This window comes from Frigidibacter oleivorans (assembly GCF_003993775.1).
GTDB classification, from domain to species: domain Bacteria; phylum Pseudomonadota; class Alphaproteobacteria; order Rhodobacterales; family Rhodobacteraceae; genus Frigidibacter; species Frigidibacter oleivorans.
On sequence record NZ_RJRZ01000026.1, the window covers coordinates 1 to 26419 of the forward strand.

Sequence of the window (26419 nt, forward strand, 5' to 3'; positions counted from 1 at the left end):
GGCGCGTCGGTGGCGCGGTCGGGGGCGGGGGCAAGCGCCGCCACCTCGCGGTCGGCCAGCGCCGGATCGGCGGCCGGCGGGGGCAGGCCCTCGGTCGCGTCGGGCAGCGGCCCCGCCGCCGGGGCGGCCGTCTCGGCGGTCAGATCGGGCGGATCCGGGGACGGCGCGGCCTCGGGTGTCGCGGCCGGAGCGTCGGCCGTCGACGCAGCGGCGGCAACGTCGGCGGCAGGGTCATCGCCCGGCGCGGCAGGGGGCTGCTGATCGGCGGGCAGGGGCGGGGGCGGGTCGGCCTCGTCCTCGGCCGCCGGGGTCACGTCGATCATGGCCGGGTCCGGGCCGGTGTCGCCGTCGCCGTCCGCGATCGTGGCGGGGTCCACGTCCAGCGGCAGGTCGTCATCGGGCACCGGCGCATCCGACAGCGCGACACCCGGCTCGGCCTCTTCGCCATCGGCGGCGATCTCGGCCTCGGTCTGTTCGCTGGCATCGAGTGCGGTGCCCGCCGCGATCTCGGACGGCAGGTCCGGCGCAGGCACCTCTTCGACGGCGGGTGCGGAGGCGGTGGAGGGTTCCATCCCCGGGTCCGCCAGCAGCGACCACAGCGCCACCGCTGCCATCAGCAGCACCAGCCCCAGCGTCAGCGCCAGGCCCAGGTAGCGGGGCTTGCGCGGCGGCGTGGCCTCCTGCCGGCGGCTGCCGAACACCGTGACGCCCGGATCGGCCTGTGCGGCATCGATCGCCTGCGCCACATCCGTCCGCCGCGGCCGCCCGCCGATCCGCGCGTCGCGCGCGGCTCGGGCAGCCTTGCCCGCGGCGATCACCGCCTTGCCGAGCTTTTCCTTTGCCGCGGCCTTCGCGGGCCCGACCTTGGCGCGCGGGTCGGCGGGGTGCCGCGGGTCGGGCGCGATCCCCAGCCGGGGGGCGATCACCGAGGGCGGCGTCTCGCCGGGCGGAACGGTCGCACCGGCCTTGCCTGCGGGTCGGGCGGCCATGTCGGCAGTGGCGTCACCCGGGGCACGCAGGCGCGGCGGCAGGCCGGGATCCCGGCGCAGCGGCGGTTCCACCCCCGGCGCAACCTTGGGCGACAGCGTGGCCGCCGCCGCCGTGGCGAAGGCGGGCGGGGTCAGATCCTCGGCGCGGGGCGGCGCCTCGGCCCTCGGCAGGGCGCTGTCGGCGGCGTCCGCGGCATCCGGCGGCAGGTCCGGTCCGATGGTGTCGGGGGCGGAACCGGCGGCGCGGAGGCTGTCCTCGCCCTCGTCCTCCCTGCCGTCCTCCCCCGCGTCCTCAATGGCGATGTAGGGCGCATCTTCCACCGGGTCCGGGTCGGTCTCTCCGGGGCCAGCCGCCGCCTCGGTCGCCGCATCGGCAAACGGCAAGGCGGCCTCGGCAGGTGCGACGGGACCGGCGGCAGGCTCTTGCGGCTCTGGCTCCGGTTCCGGGGCGGCCTCGGTGGCCGGTGTCTCTTCTCGGGCGGGGGCGATGCCCTCTGCGGTGACGCCCGCGCCTTCGTCCGGGGACGGGGCGTCAGCGTTGTCCTGCGCCGCCTCGGCCGGCATCTCGGGTTCCGGCGGGAAGCCGGGCAGGCCGGCCTGCGTCGCGGGCGGGGGTGGAGGCGCGGGCGCGTCGTCCTGCGTCTGCTCGGCCCCGGTCCGGCGCCCCGCCCGGGCGCGGCGCCGCTCTGCCCGGCTTTGCGGCGCGGGCTCCGTCTCGGCGGGGTCCGACGCCGCGACCGGCGAGGCCGCATCGTCCGGCTCCGGCAGCTCGGCAGAACCGGCCTCCGCCGGATGCGACGGCGGGGGAGGGGTTATGTCCCCGAACGCTTCAACCGTCTCCCCGGTCAGCTCCGCCGGCGCGCCTGTCCCGGGCTCCGGCTCTGCCGCGGGTGCGGCGACCTCCGCGACCGCCCCCGCCGTGGCGGCCAGCGCCGTCAGCTCCTCGATGCTCAGCGCGCCGGTGACGCGCACCGGGTCCTGATCGCGGACCAGACGCTCGCCCTCGGGGATGAAGGCCCTGGCCGATCCGGTCTGGCCGAAGAAGGGCTCGCCGCGGAAATGGCCGTTCTCGGGCACCGCGGCGAAGGAGACCGGGTTGAACATATGTTCGAGCGCAAAGGCCTCGGCCTCTTCCAGCGTCTCGCGCGCCACGACCGCCACATTGACCTGCGGCCCCGTTCCCGACCAGTCGAAGACCAGTTCCTCGACATCGTAGGGCGTGCGCCCGACGAGCGCCCGGGCGATCTGGCGGCGGCGGCTGGCGGCATCCGGCCCTGGAGCATCGACCGAGACGTAGAGAATCTGCGACGGCGGCAGCAGCAGCTTGGTGGTGAACCCTTCGGGATGCAGGGTTTCCGCAAGCTCGCGCAGCGCGGCCATGTCCTGCCCCACGTCCTCGCCATCCAGCGGCACCTCCGCAGCCTTCAGCCAGCCGCCGCCGGTGCGTTGCAAGAGGCGGATGCCGTCGGGGGCAAGGTCGAGAGCGAAGGCTGGTTTCATTCCGAGGCTCTGGCTGGAGGATGCGGGCGCCCCCCGCAGGGACCCCGCCGGGGACGCGTCCCGTCCTACAGCAGCTTTCCGCACATGGGAAGGAATTCGGCCCGGAACGGCTTGCCATGCGCGCGATGATGCCCAATCTGCGAAGGGCCCGAACGGAGGATATCATGAAGGCATTTCACACGGTTGCGGCGCTGCTGACGCTGGCTTTGACGACGGCTTCGCCGGCCGCGGCGCAAGAGGTCGGCGGGCCGGGACCGGGCCGGGGTCACATCACCGTGACCGGCGAGGGCATGGTGCAGGCCAGCCCCGACATGGCGACGATCGCGCTGGGGGTCGAGACCGAGGCCGCCACCGCCGCCGAGGCGATGGACGAGAATTCCGCGGCGCTGTCGGGGGTGATGGAGACGCTCTCCGCAGCGGGGATCGCGCCCCGCGACATCCAGACCAGCGGTCTGAACCTGAGCCCGGTCTATGAGGAATACCGCGAAGGCGCGCCGGCCGACGGCCCCCGCGTCCGCGCCTTCCGCGCGCAGAACACCGTGACCGTGCGCGTGCGGGCGCTGGACCAGCTGGGCGGTGTGCTGGACGCGGCGGTGGGCAGCGGCGCCAACACGCTGTACGGGCTGGGCTTCGGTCTGCAGGACCCGCAGCCGAAGATGGACGAGGCGCGCGCCGCCGCCGTGGCCGATGCCCGGCGCAAGGCCGAACTCTACGCGGAGGCGGCGGGCGTGACGCTGGGGCCGGTGGCCGCGATCAGCGAACAGGGCGGCATGCCGGTGCCGATGATGGAAATGCGCGCCGCGAGCTTCGCCAAGGACGCGGGCGTGCCGGTGTCGGCGGGCGAGCTGGATCTTTCCGCCAACGTGACCGTGGTCTGGGAACTGGGCGAGGCGCAGCCGCCCCGGCCGTGACCGGCCTCGGGGCGGCGAGGCCCGGGGCCGATGTCAGGCCCCGGCAAGCCGCGGCCCCGGGACACTACGCCCCGGCCAGCGGCGAGGCGCCGGCGAAGAGGCGCGGGATCTCGATCTTCGGGCAGCGGTTCTCGACGACGGCCAGCCCCGCCTCGCGCGCCGTCAGGGCCGCGCCCTCATGCGCCACGCCGATCTGCATCCAGACGGTGCGCAGATGCGGCAGATGGGCGATGGCCTCCTCGACGATTGCCGGCACCGCCTCGGGCTTGCGGAAGATGTTGACCATGTCCACGGGCACATCCCCGGCGATGTCCGACAGCCGCGCCACCACCGTTTCGCCAAGCGCGGTCTTTCCGGCCTGACCGGGATTGACCGGAATCACCCGGTAGCCCTGCTGCTGCAGATAGCGGGCCACGCCATGCGAGGGCCGGTCCGGATCGGGCGAGAAGCCGACGACGGCGATGACGCGCGTCGAGGCCAGCGTGTCGCGAAGGAAGGTATCGGTGTCGGTCATCGGAAGCTCCTGCAAGGGACCCTGGTCACCGCCGGACAAAAAAGCGCCCGGGGTAAAGCCCGGGCGCCAGTGGCGGAACGAGGGACAGTGAAGAGAAACACGACAGTTCCGTTGCCGTCTTCCTGAACAGGAGATAGGGGCGATCCTGTGTCATGGAAGACACGCTGACGAAAGCGTGAACACGAAAGTTCTTGCCGTCGCCCGGACGGGGTGTCACCGCGCGCGAAGCAGCTTCCACGCCACATCCGCCTGCATCCGGAAACCGGCCGGATCGTCCAGCATCGCCGCCCGTTCGGCGGCCGAGCCGAACAGGTACAGCCGCCCGTCCAGCACCAGATAGTGATCCGGATCGCCGGCGCGCGGCTTGCCCGCAATCACTGATTTCACTCCGTTGCCGCCATAGCGCGGCGCATAGGCGGCGGGATTCGCCTCGAACTGGTTCAGGCTTTGCGCGCTGGCAAAGAACCAGACCAGCCCGCGCCAGTGCAGCGCATGGCCGGCGAGCCCGGGCTTCGGCCCCTCGGCGGTGAAATAGCTGACCGCATCGCGCCCCTCCAGCGCCAGCCGCCCCTCCGCACGCAGCGGCGCGGGCCAGGCGGCAGCCCCCAGCCCCGCGACCAGCGTCAGCAGGGCGAGCGTCATCCGGAGGGTGGCGGGCGGCTGGAACGAGGGATGCAGGGTCATCGGCTTCGGCAGATCGGGCGGTGGGTCAGGGGCAGGGGCGACATCGGGGCAGACAATGCCAGCAGCCCGCGCGGCCCGAAACCCCGGGGTGGCGCGCGGACCAACACCTTATCGTGTGGCCGCGGCATAGAGCGCGATCGCCGCCGCGTTCGAGACGTTCAGCGAGCCGAAGCCCGAAGCCGCCGGGATCCGCGCCAGGTGGTCGCAGGTGGCGCGGGTCTTGTCGCGCAGCCCCGGCCCCTCCGCCCCCAGCACCAGCCCCACCGGGCGCGGCCCGGCCTCGGCCAGCGCGGCGTCGAGCGTCGTCTCGGCCTCGCCGGCCAGGCCGATCAGCACGAAGCCCGCGTCGCGCAGCTTCTGCATCGCGTCGGCCAGGTTCACCACCCGCAGATAGGGCTGGCGTTCCAGCGCCCCAGAGGCCGTCTTGGCCAGCGCACCGGTTTCCGGCGCCGAATGCCGCGCCGTCGCCACCACCGCCCGGGCGCCGAAGACCTCGGCCGAGCGCAGGACCGCACCCACGTTATGCGGGTCGGTGACATGGTCGAGCAGCACCACCAGCGGCCGTCCCTCCTGCTCGGACAGGCTGCCCGCGATGCAGACCTCCTCGAGGCTGCCCCAGGCCAGCGGCTTCACCTCCAGCGCGGCGCCCTGATGCACGCTGTCGGGGGCGAGCGGCACGGCGGCGTCGAACTTGCGGGCATCGACGATCTCGGGGGCGATGTCGGCGGCGTCGAGCGCCGGCCCCAGCCGGTCGGCGGCGTTCTTGGTCAGCACCAGCCGCAGACGCTTGCGCGCCGGATTGGCCAGCGCATCGCGCACCGCATGCAGGCCGAACAGCCAGACCGTCTCGGCCGCGGCGGCCCGCTTGGCCCGTTCCTTGTCGATCACCCAGCTGGGTTTCTTCATCGCGTTCCCCTTCCGACAGCGCCGGACAATGGCCAATGCCGGGCGCCAAGGCAAGCGCGGCGGGCCTTGCGCGCGGCACCGCGCCGGAGGTCCCGCCGGCGCCGGGGCCGGCGAAAAACCCGGCGGAAAAACCCGCTTGACGCCCCCTGGACCCTCCGCTATCCCCGCCGCCAGCGTCGGGCGACGAGCTGCAAGGTGCGGCAGCGGACTGTAACTCCGCCGGGGAGACCCATGCCTGGTTCGATTCCAGGGTCGCCCACCATTTCCTCCCGCGCATCCTTCAGTTCCGGCGCCTCGCCGCGGTCGATGACACCCCGTCACGGGTCAGACGCCCCCCGTCCCTCCCGCGCGACGGGGCGGCGCGGCCGCATCCGGCGGGCCGCCTCTTCCACCGCCAGCGGCGCGAGGCTGAGGCCGAGGATCAGCGCCCAGGCCCTGGCGTCCGGGGGCGTGAGGCCGAAGAGATCGGCCAGTGGTCCGACATAGGGCGGCACGGCCAGCAGCGCGGTGCAGAGGCCGAGCGCGCCCCAGACCCAGGGGTTGCGCGTGATCTCGTTGCGCCAGATGCCGGCGCCCTCGGACCGCATGCCGAAGACCTGCCAGAGTTGGGCGAAGGCCAGGGTCAGGAAGGTCATCGTCACCGTCGTGGCGGCATCGAGACCCAGCCACAGCCGGCAGGCCGCCAGCTGGGCGAAGGTGGCGCCGGCCATCAGCGCCGCCTGCCACAGGATCCGGCGCCATTGCGGCCGGCCGAGGATCGGTTCGCGCGGGTTGCGTGGCGGCCGGTCCAGCGCCGCGCCATCGCCCTCGCCAAGCGCAAGGGCAAAGGCGGGGAAGACATCCGTCACGAGGTTCAGGTAGAGGATCTGCAGCGGCAGGATCGGCAGCGGCTGCGCGGCGAGGACGGCAATCCCGACCACCAGCACCTCGGCCAGGTTGCAGGCGAGCAGGTAGGCCGCGAAGCGCCGGATATTGCCGAAGATCACCCGCCCCTCGCGGATCGCGGCGACGATGGTCGGAAAGGCGTCGTCGAGCAGGATCATCGCGGCGGCCTCGCGCGCGACATCCGTGCCGCGCAACCCCATTGCGACGCCGATATCGGCCTGCCGCAGGGCCGGCGCGTCGTTGACACCGTCGCCGGTCATCGCCACAACCTCGCCCCGGGCCTGAAGCGCGCGCACCAGCTCGAACTTCTCCTGCGGGCTGACCCGGGCGAAGATGTCGGTGCCGGTCAGGCTGCCGCCATCGCCTTCGGCCAGCGCGGCAAGGTCCAGCCCTTCGGCCACGGCGGCCGTGGCGGACAGTCCCACCGCGCGGCCGATGCTGCGGGCGGTGGCGGCGTGGTCGCCCGTCGCCATCACCACGCGGATGCCCGCCCGCTGGCAGGCGAGGATCGCGGCCGGGACATCGGCACGCGCCGGATCCTCCAGCCCCGCAAGCCCGAGAAAGATCAGGTCGGCATAGGGTGCGACCTCGGACGAGGCCGCGGTCTTGCTGGCGAAGGCCAGCACCCGCAGCCCGCGATGGGCAAGACCGGCGACATGCGCGGCCCAGGCGGCGCGATCCTCCGCCGTCAGGGCCCGGGCGGCGCCCTCCGCCGCGATGAAACGGCTCGCCGCCAGCACCGCCTCGGGCGCGCCCTTGACGGCGACGAGACAGGCGTCGTCCGCGGCGTGCACCGTCGCCATCATCCTGGTAAAGCTGTCGAAGGCGTGCTTGCGCAGCAGCGGCATCGCCGCCAGCAGGCCGTTGCGGTCAAGGCCGGCCTCCTGCCCCGCCCGCAGCAGCGCCCGTTCCATCGGGTCGCCGACGCCCGCCCCGTCGCCCCCGATCGCCGCGTCGTTGCACAGCACCGCGACCCGCAGCAGCGCCCGGGCATCGCCCTCCTGCCCGGCCTCGCCGGTCGTCGCCGCCTCGATGGCGACCTCGCCCGAGGGCAGCCACAGGCGACGGACCGTCATCCGGTTCTCGGTCAGCGTGCCGGTCTTGTCGGTCAGGATGACCGTCGTGGCGCCCAGCGTCTGGACCGCGGGAAGGTGCTGGATCAGCGCGTTCTGCCGGGCCATGCGCCACATGCCGCGGGCGAGGGTGAGGGTTGCCACGATCGGCAGGCCTTCGGGAACGGCGGCCACTGCCAGCGCGATCGCCGCCTCGACCATCAGCAGCGGATCCTCGCCCGAGGCGAAGCCGAGCGCCGCGATTGCCGCCGCCAGTGCCAGCATCGCCCACAGCAGCTGGGTCGACAGCTGCGTCAGCTTGCGCTCGATCGGGGACAGTCCCGCATCCGCCTCGGAGACCAGCCTGCCGATCTGCCCCAGCTCCGTCGCGGGGCCGGTCGCCACCACGACCGCCAGTGCGCTGCCCCGGGTGATCGAGGTGCCGCGGAACAGCATCGGGGCGCGATCGGCCAGCGATGTCGCGGCGGGCACGGGGGCGGGGGATTTGGTCACGGGCGCGGATTCGCCGGTCAGCGCCGATTCGTCCGCCTGCAGGTGGGAACAGTCGATCAGCCGCAGGTCGGCCGGAACTGCATCGCCCGCGTCGAGGCGCAGGATGTCGCCGGGCACCAGCGTTTCGGCCGGGACCAGACGGTCCTGCCCGTCGCGCCGGACCCGGGCAAGGCGGGTGTCGAGCGCCCGCAGCGCCTCGATCGACCGCGCGGCCTTGCCCTCGGTCACGAATCCGATGGTGGCGTTGAGGGCCAGCACCGCGGCGATGGCGAGCGCCTCCAGCCGTTCGCCGAAGATCCAGGCCAGCGCGGCGGCGCCCGCCAGCAGCCAGATCACCGGGCTGACGAACTGATGGGCCAGAAGCCGCAGCAGGCTGTGCCGGCGGCGCTGTTCGATCCGGTTCGCGCCGGCGGCGGCGCGCCGCGATGCCGCCTCGGCCTCGGTCAGTCCCCGCGCGGGATCGACCTGCTGCCGCGCCAGCACCTCTTCTGCGGGAACGGCATGGGATGGGCCGCCTGCTGCCTGCGCCATTTGGCATGATCCGATCGCTTTGGCTGTCGCCTTCCACTGTTAGATGCTGCGGCGGGCCGATCCCTTGATCCACGTCAGCGAAAAGCGGATTTGTGGCGCCGGATTCACCGCGGGCCGGCTCAACCGGCGGAGGCCGGGGACCCGCGCGTCGCATCCGGGGCCGGGCCGCGACAATGGGCGCGGATCGCCGGCAGGACCGCGCGCCGGCAGATCTCGCCGTGGAACAGCGAGAAATGCCCGCAGTCTTCCACCACGAGCGCCTGCCGTTGCCCGGCGGAAAGACCGGGGCAAAGCCCGTGCGCGGCGCTGGTCTGGCCCGGCGCGGCGATGTCGTCGCTCGCACCCTCGACGGTCAGCAGCGTCGTGTCGCGGATCGCCGAGGGGTCGATGCGGCGGCCGTCGAAGAAAAGCCGTCCCCGGGCCAGGTCGCGGCGCAGAAACACGCGGTCGATATTCTCGGCGAAATGCCGGGCGTCGATGTCCATCACCGAGGTGACGAGGTCCAGGAACGGAAAGCGCAGCGGGTCTAGGCCGTCGTCCTGCCGGATCTTGCGGGCGATCTCTCCGTCGACCGGCAGTTGGGCGAGCAGGTACAATTGCAGCGCCGCAAGCTGGGTCCGGGCAGGATAGACCCAGCGGCTGGCACCGGGCCATCCGCCGGGCACGCGCCCGATCGGCACGATCTGGTACCAATAGACGCTGTGGCCGGACAGCCGCGCCCCCAAGGCGGTCGGATTGACCGCGGGGTCGATGGGCGCGCCCATCAGGACCAGATGCGCGGGCGCCGCATCCGGCGACCGGGCGGCGATGTCGGCAACGGCGGCGAGGCTGGGAACGCCGCCCTGGCAGATGCCGAGCACCGACGCCCGGGGGCCAAGCCGCCGGATCGCGGCGGTGATGGCCCGGAGGTTGTCGTCGAACCCGAAGCGGCCGCAGGACGGCGGAACATGCCGGACATTGGCCCAGTCCAGCACATGCAGCCGGAAATCGGCGAGCAGCCCGACCATCAGGTCATGCAGCAGCGCCGGAAACAGCCCCGAGATCGGTGGAACGACCAGCATCGGCGGCAGGCCGGCGCCGCCATCGCGCGTGAAACGGCGCAGCGTCCAGAACGGCGTTTCCTCCAGCGTCGTCTGGTGCAGCCTGCGCCCCCGGCCCGGCTGGAGGACATCGAGGCCAAGGTCGCGATACTTCGGCTGCCGCGCACCCTGGAACAGGGCACAGGCATCCCGGTGCGCGATGCGCGCGCCCCCGGTCTCCTCTTGCCTTGTCCGTCTGGCCACGGCGCGCCTCGCTGATGGCGGAGGTCCCCCCTCCTGTGGTCCCGCCGGCGGCGACAGGCGGCCCGGACCCCGGCCCGGATGGCGGCGGGCATCGGAAGGCCAGGGGCGGATGCAGGCGTGGCGGCTGTCCGCCGCGCTTTCCCGGGCCTCCGGATCGAGGGTCCGCCCGAGGTCGGGTCGCTGTCAAGCGCGGCCACCCTGGGTCACGCGCTTCTGTTGTCGCAGCCCCCGGCACCGGTTGACCTCGATCAAGGCCGCCGGGCGCGATTCCGTGTTCGTTGGCGCCGGAACTCTTGGACGCGAACGGAGGTCGGGACTGTGGAGCGGTGGGATCGTCCTGCGGGCGTGGTGTCTGCCGATGGGGCAGGGGATGGGCGGCGGCCTCTGCAATGGCGGTGGTCGGCATGACCCTTCGCCGCGGCGGCTGGATGACGCTCGCCCTGATCGCGGCACTTGTCGCCGGGGGCGCCTGGACATGGCAGCAGGCGCGGTCCGGCCGGCTGCCCCCCGGGATCGCGAGCGGCAACGGCCGCATCGAGGCGGTCACCATCGACGTGTCGGCGCGCTCCGCCGGCCGGATCAAGGAGATCCTGGTCGAAGAGGGCGGTTTCGTGGCCGAGGGCGAGGTGCTGGCCCGGATGGACACGGCCCAGCTCGAGGCGCAGCGGCGGCGCGCCGAGGCGGAACGGCAGCGCGCGGAGGTTGCCGTCGACACGGCCCGGGTGCTGATCGCCCAGCGGGAGGCCGAGCGCAATGCCAGCCTCGCGGGGGTCGAACAGCGCGAGGCGGAATTCGAGGCGGCGCGGCGGACGCTGCAACGATCCGAGCAGCTGGCGGTCACGGACACGATCTCGCAGCAGCTTCTCGACGATCACCGGGCCAGCGAGCGCAGCGCGGCCGCGGCCATTTCCGTCGCGCGGGCGCAGGTCGCGGTCAGCGAGGCGGCCATCGACGCGGCACGGGCGCAGGTCGTGGATGCGGGCGCGGCGGTGGCGGCGGCCCAGGCCCTGATCGACAGCATCGACGCGGAAATCGACGACGCGGCGCTGCGGTCGCCCCGCGACGGGCGCGTCCAGTATCGCGTGGCCGAGCCGGGCGAGGTGGTCGCCGCCGGCGGCCGCGTCCTCAGCCTTGTGGATCTGGCCGATGTCTACATGTCCTTCTTCCTGCCGACGGCGCAGGCCGGCCGCGTCGCCATCGGGGCAGAGGTCCGCATCGTGCTGGATGCGGCGCCGCAATACGTCATCCCCGCGAAGGTCACGTTCGTGGCAGACGTGGCGCAATTCACCCCGAAGACGGTGGAGACCGAGGAGGAACGCCAGAAGCTGATGTTCCGCGTGAAGGCGCGGATCAGCCCCGAGCTGCTGCGGAAATACGTCCAGCAGGTGAAGACCGGCCTGCCCGGCACGGCCTATGTGCGGATCGATCCGGACATCGACTGGCCGCCGCAGCTGCAGGGGATCCTGCTGCAATGAGCGGGGCGGAAATCGCGGAGGCGGGGCGCTTCGTGGCCCGGCTCGACGGGGTCGGCCTCGGCTATGGCCGGACCCGCGCGCTCGACGGCGTGTCGCTCGACATTCCCGCGGGCTGCCTCGCCGGGGTGATCGGGCCGGACGGGGTCGGCAAGTCCAGCCTCCTGTCGCTGGTGGCGGGCGCGCGGCGCCTGCAGGACGGCCGCCTGCAGGTGCTGGGGGGCGACATGGCCGATGCCCGCCACCGGCGCGCCAGCTGTCCGCGGATCGCCTACATGCCCCAGGGCCTGGGCCGGAACCTTTACCCGAGGCTGTCGGTCTTCGACAACGTGGACTTCTTCGGCCGCCTGTTCGGCCATGCGCGGCAGGAACGGCACAGGCGCATCCACGCGCTTCTGCAGGACACCGGGCTGTCGCCCTTCGCCGACCGGGCGGTGGCGCATCTGTCGGGCGGGATGAAGCAGAAGCTGGGCCTGTGCTGCGCGCTGATCCACGACCCGCAGCTGATGATCCTCGACGAACCGACGACCGGCGTGGACCCGCTGTCGCGACGCCAGTTCTGGCGGCTGATCGACCGGATGCGGCAGGACCGCGGCGGGATGAGCGTCATCGTCGCCACCTCCTACATGGAGGAGGCGGCGCGGTTCGACTGGCTCGTCGCCATGGAGGCCGGACGGGTGCTGGCCTTTGGGTCGCCGGCGGAGCTGATGGCGCGCACCGGGACCGCCGACCTCGACGCGGCTTTCATCGCGCTGCTGCCCGCGGACAAGCGCCGGGACCACCGGACCGTCGTGGTTCCGCCGCGGCCGCAACCCGCCGCCGCGGTGCCGGTGATCGAGGCAGAGAGCCTGACGCGGCGCTTTGACGGCTTCACCGCGGTGGACGATGTAAGCTTTCGCATCCTTCCCGGCGAAATCTTCGGCTTCATCGGGTCGAACGGCTGCGGCAAGACGACGACGATGAAGATGCTGACCGGCCTGCTGGACCCGAGCGAAGGGCAGGTGCGGGTCTTCGGCCGGCGCCCGGATCCGCGTGACCCGGGCCAGAGGCGCCGCGTCGGCTACATGTCGCAGGGCTTCTCGCTCTATTCCGAACTGTCGGTGCGCCAGAACCTCGACCTGCATGCCCGGCTGTTCGACCTTCCGGCATCCGGCATCGCCGCGCGGATCGACGAGGTCGCCACCGAGTTCGAGCTGCAGCCCCATCTCGACATGCTGCCCGGCGCGCTGCCGCTCGGCCTGCGCCAGCGCCTGTCTCTGGCCGTGGCGACCATTCACTCGCCCGAGATCCTGATCCTCGACGAACCGACCTCCGGGGTCGATCCGGTGGCGCGCGACCGGTTCTGGCAAAGCCTCGTGAACCTGTCCCGGCAGCGGGGCGTCACGATCTTCGTCTCGACGCATGTGATGACCGAGGCCGAGCGCTGCGACAGGGTGGCGCTGATGCATGCGGGCCGGGTGCTGATCAGCGGCAGCCCCGGCGAAATCACCGCCAGCCGCGCCGCCGCCACGCTGGAAGAGGCCTTCGTCGGATATCTGGAGGCATCGGCCGGCGGATCGGCCGGCAACGAGGACGGGATCCCCGCCGGGATGCCCGCCGCGGCGCCGTCCGGGGTCGCCACGGAGACCGCGTCGCAGCCGCAGACCTTCGCCCTCGCGCGCCTGTTCGCCTATGCCCGGCGCGAGACGCTGGAACTGGTCCGGGATCCGATCCGCGCCGCGCTGGCCACGGTCGGCAGCCTGCTGCTGATGTTCGTCATCGGCTATGGCGTGAACATGGACGTCGAAAACCTCAGCTTCGCCGTGCTGGACGGTGACGACAGCGTCCTGAGCCGGGACTATGCGCTCGACCTGTCGGGGTCGCGCTATTTCACCGAAAGGCCGCCGCTGACCGGCTATGACGACCTCGACCGCCGGATGGAGGCGGGCGAACTGAGCTTGGCAATCGAGCTTCCGCCGGGCTTTGGCCGGGACGTGTCGCGCGGTCGCGGGGTGACGGTCGGCGCCTGGGTCGACGGGGCGATGCCGGCGCGGGCCGAGACGGCGCTGGGCTATGTCCAGGCGATGCATGCAGACTGGCTGGCCCGCAGGCTGCGCGAGGCGGAAGGGGAGGCCGCGGCCATCGGCGACTACCGGCTGGAGATCCGCTATCTCTATAATCCGGACGTCCGCAGCCTCGACGCCTTCGCGCCGGCGGTCATTCCGATGCTGCTGCTGCTGATCCCCGCGATGCTGGCGGCCCTGAGCGTGGTGCGCGAAAAGGAACTCGGCTCCATCGTCAATTTCTACGTCACGCCGGTGACCCGGCTGGAATTCCTGCTCGGCAAGCAGATGCCCTATGTTCTGGTCGCGATGGTGAACCTGCTGCTGCTCGTCGCCTTCGCCCGCTATGGCTTCGGCGTGGCCTTCACCGGCAGCTTCGCGGCCTATCTGCTGGGGGCGTTCCTCTACGTGATCGCGACGACCGCGCTCGGGCTCCTGCTGTCCAGCGTGATGGACAGCCAGATCGCAGCCATCTTCGGCACGGTGCTGGCCACCATGGTGCCCGCATCGCAATTCTCGGGGCTGATCGACCCGGTCACGTCGCTGCAGGGCATCGGCGCCTTCATCGGCCGGATTTATCCCACCACCTATTTCATCTCGATCTCGCGGGGCGCTTTTTCCAAGGGTCTCGGCGTCCCGGATCTGGCGCGCGACTTCCTGCCCCTGTTGATCGCGATCCCGGTGCTCCTGGCGCTTGCGGCCGCCGGATTGCGCAAGCAGGCCCGCTGATGCGCCTTGCCAACATCCTGAACCTCGGCATCAAGGAACTGCGCGGCCTGCGCAGGGACCGGGTCCTGCTGATCCTGATCCTCTACGCCTTCACGCTGGACGTCTATGCCGCCTCCAACGCCATGCCGGAAACGCTCCATCGCGCGCCGATCTCCATCGTCGACGAGGACGGGTCGACGCTGTCGCGCGGGATTGCGGACGCCCTGCTGCCGCCCTACTTCCTGCCGCCGCGGCTCATTTCGCCGCACGAGATGGACAGTCGCATGGATGCCGGGCTCGACACCTTCGCGCTCGACATCCCGCCGAACTTCGAACGCGATCTGCTGGCGGGACGCGCGCCTGTCCTGCAGCTGAATGTCGACGCCACGCGGATGTCGCAGGCCTTTACCGGCGGCGGCTATGTCCAGTCCATCGTCGCGGGCGAGGTGTCGGCCTTTCTCGACCGCCCGGGCGGAGACCCCGGACCCGTCGCGCTGGACCTGCGGGCGAGGTTCAACCCCTCGCTCGACAAGGGCTGGTTCGGCGCGGTGACCAGCCTGATCGACTCGATCTCGATGCTCTCGATCGTGCTGACCGGCGCCGCCCTGATCCGCGAGCGCGAACATGGCACCATCGAGCATCTGCTGGTGATGCCGGTCACCCCCTTCGAGATCATGGCCAGCAAGATCTGGTCGATGGGGCTCGTGGTGCTGCTGGCCTCGGGCCTCTCTCTGGCCGTCGTCATCCAGGGGCTGCTGTCGGTGCCCCTGAACGGGTCGCCGGTGCTGTTCCTGGCCGGGGCGGTGCTCGACATCTTCGCGATGACCTGCCTCGGCATCTTCCTGGCCACGCTCGCGGGCTCGATGCCGCAATTCGGGCTTCTGCTGATGATGGTCCTGTTGCCGCTGCAATTGCTGTCCGGCGGCGTGACCCCGCGCGAAAGCATGCCCGAGATCATCCGCGCGATCATGTTTTTCGCCCCGAACACCCATTTCGTCAGCCTCGCGCAGAGCGGCCTCTTCCGCGGCGCCACCCTCGCCGCCGTCTGGCCGCAACTGCTGATGCTCGCCGCCATCGGTTGTACCTTCTTCGCGCTGTCGCTCGGCCGCTTTCGCAGGACCCTGCGTTAGCCTCGCGATCTGCGGCGCGGGCGCCCATCGCTTGCTCCGTGATGCGACCCCGGCGAGAATGACCCGGGTCGCGCGATGCCGCGCAAGGCGCGGCCCGAGCCGCTGCCGAGTGGCAGAAATGCGCCGAACCTGGTTCGCGCAAGTTCCAATTTTGCACCCGCAGCATTTTACGGGTTGCTTCGAGAGCGTGGGCGGCCGAAGTATCGACCGTCCCGCGGGGAGGGCGTGACTGCGGGGCAAGCGGCAAGAAAAGGGTTTCAGAACATGAAGTTAATGGTCCTCGGGATCAATTTCGCGCCTGAGATCATCAGTACCGGCCTCTACACGACCGGCCTTGCCGAGGGGATGCAGACGCGCGGTCACGACGTTTGTGTCATAACTGCGCATCCCTACTATCCCGCCTGGAAACGGTTCGAGGGCTACCCCGCCTTCGCCTACCGCCGCGCAACATTGCCCGGCGGGGTGCGCGTCACCCATTGCCCGCATTACGTCCCGGCCCGGCCGACCGGCGCCCGCCGAATCGTTCATCACCTGAGTTTCGCCCTGACGGCGCTGCCGGTCGCCGTCTGGCGGGCGCTGCGCGAGCGGCCCGATGCCGTGATCGTGGCGGCGCCGGCGCTGGTGCCCGCGCCGGTCGCGCTGCTCTGCGCACGGCTGGTCGGCGCCAAGGCATGGCTGCATATCCAGGACCTCGAGGTGGAGGCGGCCTTCGCCACCGGCCTGTTGAAACAGGGCAGCCGGGCAGGGCGCGCGGCGCTCTGGTTCGAGCGACGGATGCTGCGCAGCTTCGACATGGTCAGCTCGATCTCGGCCCCGATGATGCAGAGGCTGCGCGACAAGGGCGTCCCTGCCGGCCGGATGTACGAGTTGCGCAACTGGGCCGACCTCGCCGCCGTGACGGTGGAGCCCGCGGAGCCGCCGCTGAAGGCGGAACTCGGCATCGGCACGTCGCATGTGGCGCTCTATTCCGGGAACATCGCCAACAAGCAGGGCATCGAGATCATCGCCGCGGCGGCCCGGCGGCTGCAGCACCGCGACGACCTGACCTTCGTGATCATCGGCGACGGGCCGTTCCTGCCGGACCTGAAACGCCTGTCGGAAGGCCTGGCGAACATCCGCTTCCTGCCGCTGCAGCCCCGCGCGCGGTTCAGCGAGGCGCTGGGCATGGCGACCGTGCATCTGCTGCCCCAGATGGCGGGCGCGGCGGATCTGGTCCTGCCGTCGAAACTGACCAACATGCTCGCTTCGGGCCGTCCGGTCGTGGCCACGGTCGACACCGGAACCGCGCTGGCCGACGAGGTCGAGGGCTGCGGCGCGATCACGCCCCCCGGCGACGAGGCGGCCTTCGCCGCGGCGATCGAGGCCCTGATCGACGATCCGGCCCGCCGCGCGGCGCTCGGCGCCGAGGCCCGGGCAAGGGCGCTGGACCGCTGGGACGGCCAGCGCATTCTCGACAGGTTCGCGCAGCGGCTTTCCGCGCTGTGCATGGCGTCGAAAGACGTGGCACAAGATGCCGCCATAAGCTCCAAAGAGGGACAGAACTCGTGACGAAGAAGGCACTGATCACCGGGATCACCGGTCAGGACGGTTCATACCTTGCCGAGTTCCTGCTGGAGAAGGGCTATGAGGTGCACGGCATCAAGCGGCGCGCCTCGCTGTTCAACACCCAGCGGGTCGATCACATCTATCAGGATCCCCATGTCGACAATGCCCGGCTGAAGCTGCATTACGGCGACCTGTCCGACACGTCGAACCTGACGCGGATCCTGCAGCAGATCGAGCCGGACGAGGTCTACAACCTCGGGGCGCAGTCCCATGTGGCGGTGTCCTTCGAGGCGCCGGAATACACCGCCGATGTCGATGCCATCGGCACCCTGCGCCTGCTGGAGGCGATCCGCTTCCTGGGGCTGGAGAAGAAGACCCGCTTCTATCAGGCCTCCACGTCGGAGCTCTACGGTCTGGTGCAGGAGATCCCGCAGCGCGAGACGACGCCCTTCTACCCGCGCTCGCCCTATGCCGTGGCGAAGATGTATGCCTACTGGATCACCGTGAACTATCGCGAGGCCTACGGGATCTATGCCTGCAACGGCATCCTGTTCAACCATGAAAGTCCCCGCCGGGGCGAGACCTTCGTCACCCGCAAGATCACCCGCGGGCTGGCCAACATCGCGCTGGGGCTGGAGCCCTGCCTCTACATGGGCAACATCGACTCTTTGCGCGACTGGGGCCATGCGAGGGACTATGTCCGCATGCAGTGGATGATGCTGCAGCAGGAGGCGCCCGAGGATTTCGTCATCGCCACCGGCGTGCAGTATTCGGTGCGCGAGTTCATCACCTGGACGGCGGCAGAACTGGGGATCACGCTGGAATTTTCGGGCAGCGGCACCGGGGAGGTGGCGACGGTGACCCGGATCGAGGGCGAGATGGCGCCGGCCCTGAAGCCCGGCGATGTGGTCATGCGCATCGACCCGCGCTATTTCCGCCCGGCCGAGGTGGACACCCTGCTGGGCGATCCCTCCAAGGCCAAGCAGAAGCTGGGCTGGGTGCCCGAGATCGCCGCGCAGGAGATGTGCGCCGAGATGGTGGCCGAAGACCACAAGGCCGCGCGCCGGCTGAAGCTGCTGAAGGAACACGGGCTGGAACTGCCGGTGAGCGTGGAGGGGTAGGGATGGGCGTCACGGCGGACGATGTGAACTTGGACAGCGCCCATGCATTCGGCGCGGCCCAGTCGCATGCTGCGCAGCGTGAAGAAGCCGATGAGGTAATCGCGCAGGCTAAAGACACGGCGCCCGATTTCATCGTGATCGGGGCGCAGAAATCCGCCTCGACCTTCATTCAGAACTGCCTGACCGATCATCCGGACATCTATCTGCCGCATGGCGAGACGCCCTATTTCGAGGATCCCGACTACGGCGACGCCGATGCGGACTATTTCCGCCGGCTGTTCGCGAACCGGACCGAGCGGCTGCGGGGGATCAAGCGGCCGAACTACATCGGCCGCACCGAAGTCCCGGCCCGGATCACGCGCGACCTGCCGGACATCCGGCTGATCGCGGTGCTGCGCAACCCGGTGGAGCGGATCGTCGCGGCCTATTTCCACCAGATCAAATACGGAACCCTGCCGCCGCTGCCGCTGGAACAGGGTCTCGCCGACGTGCTGGACGGCGGGCCGGTGTCGCGGGCCTGGCCGCGCAGCACCGAGCTGCTGAGCTTCGGTCTCTATGCCCGGCATCTGGAGGGGTATCGGCACTTCCTCGACAAGGGGCGCCTTCTCTGCCTGCTGCATGACGACATCGTCGCCGATGCGCTGGCGGCGGTGCGGTCCTGCTATGACTTCCTCGGCGTCGATCCGGCGCATCAGCCGGCCAGCCTGGGCGGGCGGCCGCAGAAGGTGATCTATTCGGTGGGGCGGCTGCGCTTTCTCGGGCTGCGCAACCGTTTCCTGCACGACTACAACGCCGACCGCACGCGGCTGGCCGTCCGGCGGATGAACCCGGCCGAATGGGCGGTGGTGGCCGCGATCAGCGGCATCGACCGCTATGTGCTGGACCGCATCGTCCCGAACGACAAGCCCCGGCTGTCCGCCGCGCTCGAAGCGCGGCTGATCGACTATTACCGCGACGACGTGCTGGCCCTGCAGGCGATGCTGGGCCGCGACCTGTCGCACTGGCTGCGCCCGCGCGCCGTTCCCTCGAAGGAGACCGCCTCGTGACCTATGACCTGACCGGCAAGCGCATCTGGGTTGCGGGCCATCGCGGCATGGTGGGGGGCGCGGTGGTGCGCCGGCTGGCGCGGGAGGACTGCGAGGTCATCACCGCCGGGCGCGAGACGGTCGATCTGGTCGACCAGCGCGCGGTGCATGACTGGATGGCGCAGACCCGGCCGGATGCCATCGTGCTCGCAGCGGCGAAGGTCGGCGGCATCCAGGCCAACAACACCCGGCCCGTGGATTTCCTTTACGACAACCTGATGATCGAGGCGAACATCATCCACGCCGCGCATGAGGCGGATGTGGAACGGCTGCTGTTCCTCGGCTCGTCCTGCATCTATCCGAAGTTCGCGCCCCAGCCGATCCCCGAGGACAGCCTGCTGACCGGGCCGCTGGAGCCGACCAACGAATGGTATGCCATCGCCAAGATCGCGGGGATCAAGCTGGTCCAGGCCTATCGCAAGCAATACGGGCGCGACTGGATTTCGGCCATGCCCACCAACCTCTACGGTCCGGGCGACAACTACGACCTGAATTCCAGCCATGTCCTGCCGGCGCTGCTGCGCAAGTTCCACGAGGCGAAGCTGGCCGGGGCGGGCGAGGTGGTGGTCTGGGGCTCGGGCACGCCCCTGCGCGAATTCCTGCATTGCGACGATCTCGCCGATGCGCTGGTCTTCCTGCTGAAGGGCTATTCCGGCTATGATCACGTCAATGTCGGCTCGGGGGTCGAGGTCTCGATCCGCGAACTGGCCGAAACGATTGCGAAGGTGGTGGGCTATCGGGCCGATCTGGTCTTCGACAGCACGAAGCCGGACGGCACGCCGCGCAAGCTGATGGATTCGGGGCGGCTGCAGGCCATGGGGTGGAACAACGTGCGGACGCTGGAGGAGGGGATCGCGGGGACGTACCGGGAGTGGTGTAATTGCGTAGCCTGAGCGCCGCATATTCCCGTCCCCACTCCCGGTCGAACGTCCTGCAACTGGCCATTCTGACAGTCAACGCCCTCATCGGCCTGTGGCTGATGACGGTCGGAGACTCGGGGCTGTTCGCGTCGCTGATGATGTTCGCTGCTCTACAAATCAGCGGCGCGATGTTCGCGTATGTCGTTGCGTCCGATAAACCACGTGCTGTGAGCTTTGTTCTTCTGGTTTTCTATTGCTATGGGTTCATTATGCCTGGGCTGTACCAGTTGCGGGCAGATGATTATTATTGGCCAAGTGTGGCAACAGATGTTGCTACTGCCACGATTGCATCTTTCATAGTGTTCATCTCGGTGATATTTTTCGCTGTAGGATACTTTACAAGTTTAAAACTATCGTTCGGTCGACCCTCGATTTCGGTCGAATCCGGCGGTTCGGTGTGGCCTCAACGCCGGCATGCGGGATCGAGGTGGGTGATTTTTGCGATTTCATGTCTGGCACTGGCGTATGTAGTGTTTCTTCTGGGGAAGTTTGGACCGGCGATGTTCTTCGGTACACGGTACGAAATCAGCCAGGCAATCGCCGATGCAGGGCTGGATCGATCTTCTCGCGGGCTGACCCGAACCCTTAGCCAAGCACTCGGGCTGGGCAGCCTTGCGATCGCCGGATATGCGAGGTTTCGGATTGGCGTGCGCGGCTTTTTAGTCACGACCGCTTTTTTCGTTGCCCTCCTTGCAAATTCCATTGCAAACTTCCCCACCTCAATCCCTCGATACTGGCTTGTTGCTACGGCGTTCGTGCTGTTGTTCACTGTGTTTTACCGCGTCTTCGTCTCGGCGCGGCGTTTTATATACGTGGCTACCCCTTTGATGCTTTTCTTAGTTTTTCCCACTTTGGGGAGCTACAATCGGCGAGGCAGCGAAGTCGACCTTACCTTCAAAGTCGTAAATCCTGCGGACTACATGGCAAGTGGCGATCTGGATGGGTTTCAGTCAATCCTCAATGTTGTCTACATGGTTTCTCAAGAGGGGATCAGCTGGGGGGCTCATATGATGTCGGTACTGTTGTTCTTCGTGCCGAGGTCCATTTGGTCTGGAAAGACGTTCAGTGTCGGCTCAGAGGCGGCCGACACTGTCGGGTACGAGTTCCTGACCATTAGCATGCCTTTTCCAGGAGAGCTGTATGCAAACGGAGGTTTTGCGGCAGTGATACTTGGTATGGTGGCGTTCGGCATGCTTGTTCGGCGGATGGATTCTACCTTCGATGAGGCAGCCGACAATCGGGGTGGCCCGTATGTTGCAACTGCCGCGATCTTGCTTGGAGCGTTTATGCCAATTCTGTTTCGCGGGTCGCTGCTCGGCAGCTTTGCAGGATTTGCCTCGGCCATAGGATTGGTTGTCGGATGGTGCTACCTGAGCAAGGTAAGATTGAGGCTTCGATGACGAAGACTACCCAATCGCTCTCCACATTCAGTGTCCCCTCCGGATTCCGCGGTCGTTCGGCGCCCTACACGCAACTATGGTGGCTGGTGCAGGCCCTTCTGATCCGGCCCTCCCCCCAGCCGTTCTACGGTTGGCGCGTTTTTTGGCTGCGGTGTTTTGGGGCGAAGATCGGCAGGGGCGTCAAGCTGCGTCAATCGGCTCGGGTTACCTACCCTTGGAAAGTGTCGATCGGGGATCACAGTTGGATCGGGGACCGGGCGGAGCTTTACAGCCTCGACCGGATCGACATCGGCGCAAACGTTTGCATCTCCCAGGATTGCTACATCTGCACCGGCTCTCACGATATGTCCGACATCGCTTTCGGCTATGACTGCGCCCCGATCCGGATCGAGGATGAAAGCTGGCTCGCCGCGGGTACATTTGTCGCCCCTGGGGTGACGGTTGGCCGGGGATCGGTCGCGGGCGCGCGGTCGCTCGTGCTCCGGGACATGGTGCCCGGGATGGTCTACGCGGGTCATCCCGCTCGGCCCATGCGCCCGCGGGTCACTCGGTGAAAGGCGGGGTTCTGGTCCTGGGGCCGTTCCCGCCGCCGGTTCATGGCTTTTCGGCTATGACTGCCGCGCTGGCCAACCATTTGGCAAATCTGAGGGACGTGCGCCGCGTCAACCTTGCGTCGCAGGCTCGGTCCGGCGTTCTGCGCCATCTCGATCAGGCCCTTCGCTGCCTGACTGCCGTCTGCCGGATCGGAGGGCACAGGTTGCGAGGTAACCGCGACCTGTCCATCGGATGCAACGGCGGCTTGGGGAAAGTCTACACGCTTACGCTGGTCGCGGCTGGCCGTATCACGGGTGCGCGAATGACGCTGCACCACCACTCCTACGACTACCTTCTTGCGCAATCCCGCCTGATGGCGGCGGTCTGTGCGGTGGGCGGGCGGCGGCTGACCCATGTGTTCCTCGCGCCCTCGATGCAGGCGACCTTCTTCGCCCGCTACCCGCAGCGCGGCCCCGCGGCGGTGGTCGCCAATGCGATGTTCGTGCCGGAACGCCGGCTGCGGCAGGGGGTGCCGGGGCGGCTGACCGTGGGGCTGATCAGCAATCTGGCGCCCGAGAAGGGGCTGACGGATTTCATCGCCACCGCGCGGCTGGCCCGGGCCGAGGGCCTGCCGGTCGAGATGGTGCTGGCCGGGCCCGCGCCCGACCCCGCCGACCGCGCCGCCATCGACGCCGCGGTGGCCGATGGCGTGCTGCGGGCGGTCGGGCCGCTCTACGGGCCGCAGAAGGACGCCTTCTTCGAAAGCCTCGACCTGTTCCTGTTCCCCACCCGCTATCGCCACGAGGCGCAGCCGACGGTGATCTACGAAGCCTTCGCCGCCGGGGTGCCGGTGATCGCCTTCGACCGGGGCGCCATTGTCGATCAGGTGGGCGACTGCCTGCTGACGGTCCCGCGCGAGGCCGATTTCGCCGCGGCCGCCGTGGCCGAGATGCGGCGGCTGCTGACGCTCGATGCCGAGGGTCGGGCGGCGCTGCACGCCCGGGCCCAGGCCCGCCATCGCGATGCGACCGAGGACGGCATCCGCACCATCCGCGCCCTGTTTCAGGAGACTGCCCCGTGACCGACCGGTCCCGCACCATCGCCCTCGTCTGGGACAACTACGGCCCGATGCATGTCGACCGCGGCGAGGCGGTGCAGCGGCTGCTCGGCCCCGGCTGGTCGGTGGTGGGGATCGAACAGTTCGGCACCTCCGACACCTATGCCTGGGTGCCCGAAGCCGGGAAGGGCTTTCGCAAGGTCACCGTCATGTCGGGCGAGGAGCGGGGGCTGGGCACGGTCCGCAAGACCCGCAAGCTCCTCTCCGCGATCTCGGCCGCCGGTGCCGGCCATGTGGTGATGTGCAACTACGAGCGGCCCGAGGTGCTGACGGCGGCGACCATCCTGCGGCTGCGGGGGCGGCGGCTTTACGTCATGGGCTGCTCGAAATTCGACGACTACGACCGGTCGCTGCGGCGCGAGGCGCTGAAAAGCCTGTTCTTCCTGCCCTATCAGGGCGGCATCTCCTCGGGCTACCGGGCGCGGGACTACATGCGCTTCCTCGGGTTGCCGAAGGACAAGGTGCAGGTGGAATACAACACCCTCTCCATCGACCGGATCCGGCAGGCGGCGGGCGTGCCCCCCGCGCCGGGCGGGCTGCCCTTGGCCAGGCGGCACTTCACCATCGTCGCGCGCTTCGTGCCGAAGAAGAACCTGCACATGGCGCTGCGGGCCTATGCCGCCTATCTCGGCATGACGCAGGACCCGCGCGAGCTGCACCTTTGCGGGTCGGGCGAGCTGGAAGGCGAGCTGCGCGCGCTGGCGGCCGAACTGGGCATCGCCGACCGGGTGATCTTCCGCGGCTTCCTGCAGACCGCCGAGATCGCGCAGGTGCTCGGATCCAGCCTCGCGCTGCTGCTGCCCTCGATCGAGGAGCAGTTCGGCAATGTGGTGATCGAGGCGCAGGCGATGGGCCTGCCGGTGATCCTGTCCGACAATTGCGGCGCCCGCGACCGGCTGATCCGCAGCGGCTGGAACGGCTTCGTCGTCGAACCGGACAATCCCGAGGGCATGGCCTGGTTCATGGCGCGGCTGTCGGAGGACGCGGCGACCTGGACCCGCTTTGCCACCAACGCCGCCGCGACCGCGCCGAAGGGCGACGTGGAGCGCTTCGCCGAGGCGGTGGCGCGGCTGGTGGGGGCAGAGGCGGGCTGAGGCCGTTCACGCGGCCGGTCCGGCCGCATTCCTGATCCGCTGCGACAGGCGCAGGTAGTTGCCGAACATCAGCATCAGCGAGACGGTGGTCGCGAATGCAGCGCCGTCTGCCCCGTAGCGGGGGACGAGGAAGAAGTTCATCGCGATATTCAGGACCGATGCGAAGGCGGCAACCTTCGCCATGTCGCGGTTGAAGCCCAGGGCGGTGAACAGGACGATCACCGGCGCGAAGACGGCCGTCAGCGTCTTTCCCACCTGCAGGATCACGAAGGTCCACGCCACGTCCGCGTATTCCGCGCCGAAGATCAAGGTGATGATCTGGGTGCGGAACAGCAGCAACGGGATGACGGTGACCGCCAACGCGCCCGCCTGCAGCGCGACGGCCGTCTTCAGGATCCGCCATTGGGCCGCGCGGTCGCCGCTCGCCCCGATCCTGATGATCTTCGGCGCCATGAACAGCGCGACGATCTCTGTCAGCACCATGGCGAGGAAGGTCATCCGCATGGCGACGCTGTAGGTGCCGACCTCGACGGCGCCAGCAAGGGGGCCGATCATGATGACGTCGATCTTGTTCAGGGCGATGGCGCTGCCCTGGGCCACCATGGACGGCAAGGCGATCGCGGACAGGACGGCGAGGTACTTGCGGGACGGCAGGCTGGGCGCAGAGGTACCTGCCGTCTCATGCGCAGCTTTCGCAACGTGTGCCAGACGGCGAAGACGCCCGATCCCACGGAGGCGACCAGAACCGCCGCAAGTCCTGCGGAGCCCTGGAGCGCAGACCCGCTATGGATCAGCGACAGGCCGACGATCATCACGATCAGCAGGGCGTTGTAGGTAATGTTCTCGTGGAGGATGCTGATGTCTCTGCGGTCCTCGATGGTGAAGATCATCTTCGCCATCTGCCGCATCGCCCCCATGAAGCAACTGACGGCCAGAACCAGCACGGCGATTCCACCGAAGCTCTGCCGCGCCTCTTCCATGAGCAGGGCCATGAGCGCCACGATGATCGACGGAAAAATGGCGACCAGCATGGAGAGGTTGAAGATCTGCCAGTTCCGTACATGGCGTCCGCGCCGAAGGTTGCGCGAGTAGTAGTAGCTCGACGCGGTCGACAGCCCGAGGGTCGAGACCGAGACGCTGAGGGTGATCAATCCGGTCAGGAAGAAGACGACGCCCGAGGTCTCGCGGTCGAAGTAGCGCGCGATGATCGTCGCGGACAGCAGCGCCAGCACCTTGGACAGTCCGAGGGTGGTGATCAGAGGTATGGCGCGCCGGAGCCGCCTTGACAGGGTGGAGCGGCTCTTGGGTGGTTCGCTTGACATGGAAGGGGTCTCGCCGGGAGACCCTGCTATCGCGCAGGGCCCAGATGTTGATCGAAGAACTGCTGCAGGCGCGTCGCGTTCGAGTGAAACGCCGTCTCGACCGCGTTCATGTGCGAGGCTCGTTCATCAAGCAAGGCGCCCGCCCTCTCGGCGATGTCAGGACCGAACGCACAGACGGTCGCTCCCAGCCCCGCCTCCTCGAAGACGCTTCGCACCTTCGTCTCGCGAGCATCCAGAACCGGAACCGGCAACGCCCCCCGCGCGCCCGCGATCAGCAGCGAATGCAGCCGGTTGCTGAAGATAACATGCGCGTTGTCATAGAGGGCCTGTGCGGGTCCGAGGCGCGATTGGGTCAATCCCAGTTCGACGAGATCCACGCCCGCATCGGCGGCGAGTTTCCTGCTGAAATCGGCATCATGCCCGACTTGCCAGGTGATCACCGGCCGCAGGCCCCGGGACCGCGACAGTTCGGCCAGCAGTTTCGTGGTCGGAAGCGCCTCGGGATAGAGGGACGAACGCTGGTCGCGAAACGAGATCAGCGCCAGCGGCTGGCCGGTGCCCTCCGACGTGGTGCTCTGGAACGGCTGCAGGAAGGCGAGGTCGGGGACGACCGGAACCTCGATACCGGCGTCGCGCAGAACCTGCTGGGATCGTGCGTCCCGGACCGAAAGGCCGCGACGCCGCAGGCCCTTCAGCAACCATGACCGCGATCCCGAGATGGAGGCGTAAGAGGCGCCGACCTACGCCAGCGTCATGCGCGGCAACTGCAAGGTTGCAGCCAGCGGCAGAACCTTTGCGTAGTGGCTCTTCGTCGAGGAGACGGCACCGCAGGACAGGAACTGGACGCTCTCCTGTCCCGAAAGGCTGTTCAGCGTCAGGGCCTTGAAGAAGTCGCGGCTGGAGGAGACGACCTCCAGACGCTCCGACAGCGGCCCGAGGTTTTCCCTGATGTTGGCGACGTACCAGTCCGGCGCGCCGCCGGCCCAGGCAACGGTCCTGCACCTGCGACAGATCTCGGAAATCAGGAGACTGTTGATCGCTTCGTCGCCCAGGTTCGCGTACTGGGTCTTGAGAGACAGAAAGGCTTTCATTCTCATGTCATTCCGGGGAGCGAGATCGGGTGCAGCGGTCGGTCCGGGTTCTCGCGGACAGAACGTGGCC

Annotated in this window: 22 protein-coding genes and 1 tRNA gene; 13 read left to right on the forward strand and 10 right to left on the reverse strand. The window is 69.2% G+C overall.

The window, feature by feature from the left end; translation table 11 throughout:
* A partial coding sequence (locus EEY80_RS19225) for a hypothetical protein (RefSeq protein WP_126979439.1) occupies nucleotides 1-2489 on the reverse strand: 2489 nt, incomplete at its 3' end.
* 164 nt (nucleotides 2490-2653) lie between these two features.
* On the opposite strand from EEY80_RS19225, the gene EEY80_RS19230 reads away from it, so the two are divergent.
* Nucleotides 2654-3400: an SIMPL domain-containing protein gene (locus EEY80_RS19230; RefSeq protein WP_164738330.1), complete on the forward strand. Its 747-nt coding sequence runs from the start codon at nucleotides 2654-2656 to the stop codon at nucleotides 3398-3400.
* 64 nt (nucleotides 3401-3464) lie between these two features.
* Here the strand turns inward: EEY80_RS19230 and EEY80_RS19235 are convergent, their stop codons facing one another.
* From EEY80_RS19235 to rlmB, 3 genes are all read right to left on the reverse strand, one after another.
* The gene (locus EEY80_RS19235) at nucleotides 3465-3914 is read right to left on the reverse strand and encodes a CoA-binding protein (RefSeq protein ID WP_126979443.1); all 450 of its coding nucleotides are present in this window, start codon (nucleotides 3912-3914) and stop codon (nucleotides 3465-3467) included.
* A 213-nt stretch (nucleotides 3915-4127) separates the two neighbouring features.
* Nucleotides 4128-4598 (reverse strand): YHS domain-containing (seleno)protein, encoded by a 471-nt coding sequence (locus EEY80_RS19240; protein WP_126979445.1) that lies wholly within the window; start codon nucleotides 4596-4598, stop codon nucleotides 4128-4130.
* Between the two features lie 108 nt (nucleotides 4599-4706).
* Nucleotides 4707-5504 carry a 23S rRNA (guanosine(2251)-2'-O)-methyltransferase RlmB gene (gene rlmB, locus EEY80_RS19245; RefSeq protein WP_126979447.1) on the reverse strand — a complete coding sequence of 266 codons (798 nt, stop codon included), beginning with the start codon at nucleotides 5502-5504 and terminating at the stop codon, nucleotides 4707-4709.
* Nucleotides 5505-5682: 178 nt separating this feature from the next.
* On the opposite strand from rlmB, the gene EEY80_RS20235 reads away from it, so the two are divergent.
* A tRNA-Tyr gene (locus EEY80_RS20235) sits at nucleotides 5683-5766 on the forward strand.
* Nucleotides 5767-5821: 55 nt separating this feature from the next.
* Here the strand turns inward: EEY80_RS20235 and EEY80_RS19250 are convergent.
* Nucleotides 5822-8485, reverse strand: coding sequence for a cation-translocating P-type ATPase (locus EEY80_RS19250; RefSeq protein ID WP_126979449.1), 2664 nt, complete (start codon nucleotides 8483-8485; stop codon nucleotides 5822-5824).
* Nucleotides 8486-8604: 119 nt separating this feature from the next.
* The gene (locus EEY80_RS19255) at nucleotides 8605-9768 is read right to left on the reverse strand and encodes an alpha/beta hydrolase family protein (protein WP_126979451.1); all 1164 of its coding nucleotides are present in this window, start codon (nucleotides 9766-9768) and stop codon (nucleotides 8605-8607) included.
* Nucleotides 9769-10172: 404 nt separating this feature from the next.
* On the opposite strand from EEY80_RS19255, the gene EEY80_RS19260 reads away from it, so the two are divergent.
* The 11 genes from EEY80_RS19260 to EEY80_RS19310 all read left to right on the forward strand — a co-directional run bounded on the left by EEY80_RS19260 (nucleotide 10173) and on the right by EEY80_RS19310 (nucleotide 23936).
* The gene (locus EEY80_RS19260) at nucleotides 10173-11243 is read left to right on the forward strand and encodes an HlyD family secretion protein (protein WP_126979452.1); all 1071 of its coding nucleotides are present in this window, start codon (nucleotides 10173-10175) and stop codon (nucleotides 11241-11243) included.
* On the forward strand, nucleotides 11240-14011 hold the full coding sequence (rbbA, locus tag EEY80_RS19265; protein WP_126979454.1) for a ribosome-associated ATPase/putative transporter RbbA: 2772 nt from the start codon (nucleotides 11240-11242) through the stop codon (nucleotides 14009-14011). Before EEY80_RS19260 ends, rbbA begins: the two co-directional genes overlap by 4 nt.
* Nucleotides 14011-15120 (forward strand): ABC transporter permease, encoded by a 1110-nt coding sequence (locus EEY80_RS19270; protein WP_126979456.1) that lies wholly within the window; start codon nucleotides 14011-14013, stop codon nucleotides 15118-15120. The genes rbbA and EEY80_RS19270 overlap by 1 nt, the downstream gene beginning before the upstream one ends.
* 264 nt (nucleotides 15121-15384) lie before the next feature.
* Nucleotides 15385-16668, forward strand: coding sequence for a WcaI family glycosyltransferase (locus EEY80_RS19275; RefSeq protein ID WP_126979458.1), 1284 nt, complete (start codon nucleotides 15385-15387; stop codon nucleotides 16666-16668).
* Complete coding sequence (gene gmd, locus EEY80_RS19280; protein WP_126979460.1) at nucleotides 16665-17786, forward strand: GDP-mannose 4,6-dehydratase; 1122 nt, start codon at nucleotides 16665-16667, stop codon at nucleotides 17784-17786. The genes EEY80_RS19275 and gmd overlap by 4 nt, the downstream gene beginning before the upstream one ends.
* A gap of 2 nt (nucleotides 17787-17788) precedes the next feature.
* Nucleotides 17789-18832, forward strand: a complete 1044-nt coding sequence (locus EEY80_RS19285) for a sulfotransferase family protein (protein ID WP_126979462.1) — start codon at nucleotides 17789-17791, stop codon at nucleotides 18830-18832.
* The gene (gene fcl, locus EEY80_RS19290; RefSeq protein WP_126979464.1) at nucleotides 18829-19764 is read left to right on the forward strand and encodes a GDP-L-fucose synthase; all 936 of its coding nucleotides are present in this window, start codon (nucleotides 18829-18831) and stop codon (nucleotides 19762-19764) included. The genes EEY80_RS19285 and fcl overlap by 4 nt, the downstream gene beginning before the upstream one ends.
* Nucleotides 19752-21191 carry a hypothetical protein gene (locus EEY80_RS19295; RefSeq protein WP_126979466.1) on the forward strand — a complete coding sequence of 480 codons (1440 nt, stop codon included), beginning with the start codon at nucleotides 19752-19754 and terminating at the stop codon, nucleotides 21189-21191. The genes fcl and EEY80_RS19295 overlap by 13 nt, the downstream gene beginning before the upstream one ends.
* Entirely contained in the window at nucleotides 21188-21745 is a 558-nt protein-coding gene (locus EEY80_RS19300; protein WP_126979468.1) for a putative colanic acid biosynthesis acetyltransferase, read from the forward strand. Before EEY80_RS19295 ends, EEY80_RS19300 begins: the two co-directional genes overlap by 4 nt.
* Before the next feature lie 302 nt (nucleotides 21746-22047).
* Complete coding sequence (locus EEY80_RS19305; protein WP_164738331.1) at nucleotides 22048-22806, forward strand: glycosyltransferase family 4 protein; 759 nt, start codon at nucleotides 22048-22050, stop codon at nucleotides 22804-22806.
* On the forward strand, nucleotides 22803-23936 hold the full coding sequence (locus tag EEY80_RS19310; RefSeq protein ID WP_126979472.1) for a glycosyltransferase: 1134 nt from the start codon (nucleotides 22803-22805) through the stop codon (nucleotides 23934-23936). The genes EEY80_RS19305 and EEY80_RS19310 overlap by 4 nt, the downstream gene beginning before the upstream one ends.
* 6 nt (nucleotides 23937-23942) lie before the next feature.
* Here EEY80_RS19310 and EEY80_RS19315 read toward each other — a convergent pair whose 3' ends face one another.
* The 4 genes from EEY80_RS19315 to EEY80_RS19330 all read right to left on the reverse strand — a co-directional run bounded on the left by EEY80_RS19315 (nucleotide 23943) and on the right by EEY80_RS19330 (nucleotide 26349).
* The gene (locus tag EEY80_RS19315; RefSeq protein WP_126979474.1) at nucleotides 23943-24539 is read right to left on the reverse strand and encodes an MATE family efflux transporter; all 597 of its coding nucleotides are present in this window, start codon (nucleotides 24537-24539) and stop codon (nucleotides 23943-23945) included.
* Entirely contained in the window at nucleotides 24509-25168 is a 660-nt protein-coding gene (locus EEY80_RS19320; protein ID WP_126979476.1) for a polysaccharide biosynthesis protein, read from the reverse strand. Before EEY80_RS19320 ends, EEY80_RS19315 begins: the two co-directional genes overlap by 31 nt.
* A 116-nt stretch (nucleotides 25169-25284) precedes the next feature.
* Nucleotides 25285-25956, reverse strand: coding sequence for a polysaccharide pyruvyl transferase family protein (locus EEY80_RS19325; RefSeq protein ID WP_126979478.1), 672 nt, complete (start codon nucleotides 25954-25956; stop codon nucleotides 25285-25287).
* A 42-nt stretch (nucleotides 25957-25998) separates the two neighbouring features.
* Nucleotides 25999-26349: a hypothetical protein gene (locus EEY80_RS19330; protein ID WP_126979480.1), complete on the reverse strand. Its 351-nt coding sequence runs from the start codon at nucleotides 26347-26349 to the stop codon at nucleotides 25999-26001.
* Nucleotides 26350-26419 lie beyond the last annotated feature (70 nt).

Bases quoted from the DNA above. Each gene is read 5' to 3' on its own strand.
- EEY80_RS19230 (WP_164738330.1), top strand. From the start codon at position 2,654: ATGAAGGCATTTCACACGGTTGCGGCGCTGCTGACGCTGGCTTTGACG.
- EEY80_RS19235 (WP_126979443.1), bottom strand. From the start codon at position 3,914: ATGACCGACACCGATACCTTCCTTCGCGACACGCTGGCCTCGACGCGC.
- EEY80_RS19240 (WP_126979445.1), bottom strand. From the start codon at position 4,598: ATGACCCTGCATCCCTCGTTCCAGCCGCCCGCCACCCTCCGGATGACG.
- rlmB (WP_126979447.1), bottom strand. From the start codon at position 5,504: ATGAAGAAACCCAGCTGGGTGATCGACAAGGAACGGGCCAAGCGGGCC.
- EEY80_RS19250 (WP_126979449.1), bottom strand. From the start codon at position 8,485: ATGGCGCAGGCAGCAGGCGGCCCATCCCATGCCGTTCCCGCAGAAGAG.
- EEY80_RS19260 (WP_126979452.1), top strand. From the start codon at position 10,173: ATGACCCTTCGCCGCGGCGGCTGGATGACGCTCGCCCTGATCGCGGCA.
- rbbA (WP_126979454.1), top strand. From the start codon at position 11,240: ATGAGCGGGGCGGAAATCGCGGAGGCGGGGCGCTTCGTGGCCCGGCTC.
- EEY80_RS19270 (WP_126979456.1), top strand. From the start codon at position 14,011: ATGCGCCTTGCCAACATCCTGAACCTCGGCATCAAGGAACTGCGCGGC.
- EEY80_RS19275 (WP_126979458.1), top strand. From the start codon at position 15,385: ATGAAGTTAATGGTCCTCGGGATCAATTTCGCGCCTGAGATCATCAGT.
- EEY80_RS19285 (WP_126979462.1), top strand. From the start codon at position 17,789: ATGGGCGTCACGGCGGACGATGTGAACTTGGACAGCGCCCATGCATTC.
- EEY80_RS19300 (WP_126979468.1), top strand. From the start codon at position 21,188: ATGACGAAGACTACCCAATCGCTCTCCACATTCAGTGTCCCCTCCGGA.
- EEY80_RS19305 (WP_164738331.1), top strand. From the start codon at position 22,048: ATGACGCTGCACCACCACTCCTACGACTACCTTCTTGCGCAATCCCGC.
- EEY80_RS19315 (WP_126979474.1), bottom strand. From the start codon at position 24,539: ATGGTGGCCCAGGGCAGCGCCATCGCCCTGAACAAGATCGACGTCATC.
- EEY80_RS19330 (WP_126979480.1), bottom strand. From the start codon at position 26,349: ATGAAAGCCTTTCTGTCTCTCAAGACCCAGTACGCGAACCTGGGCGAC.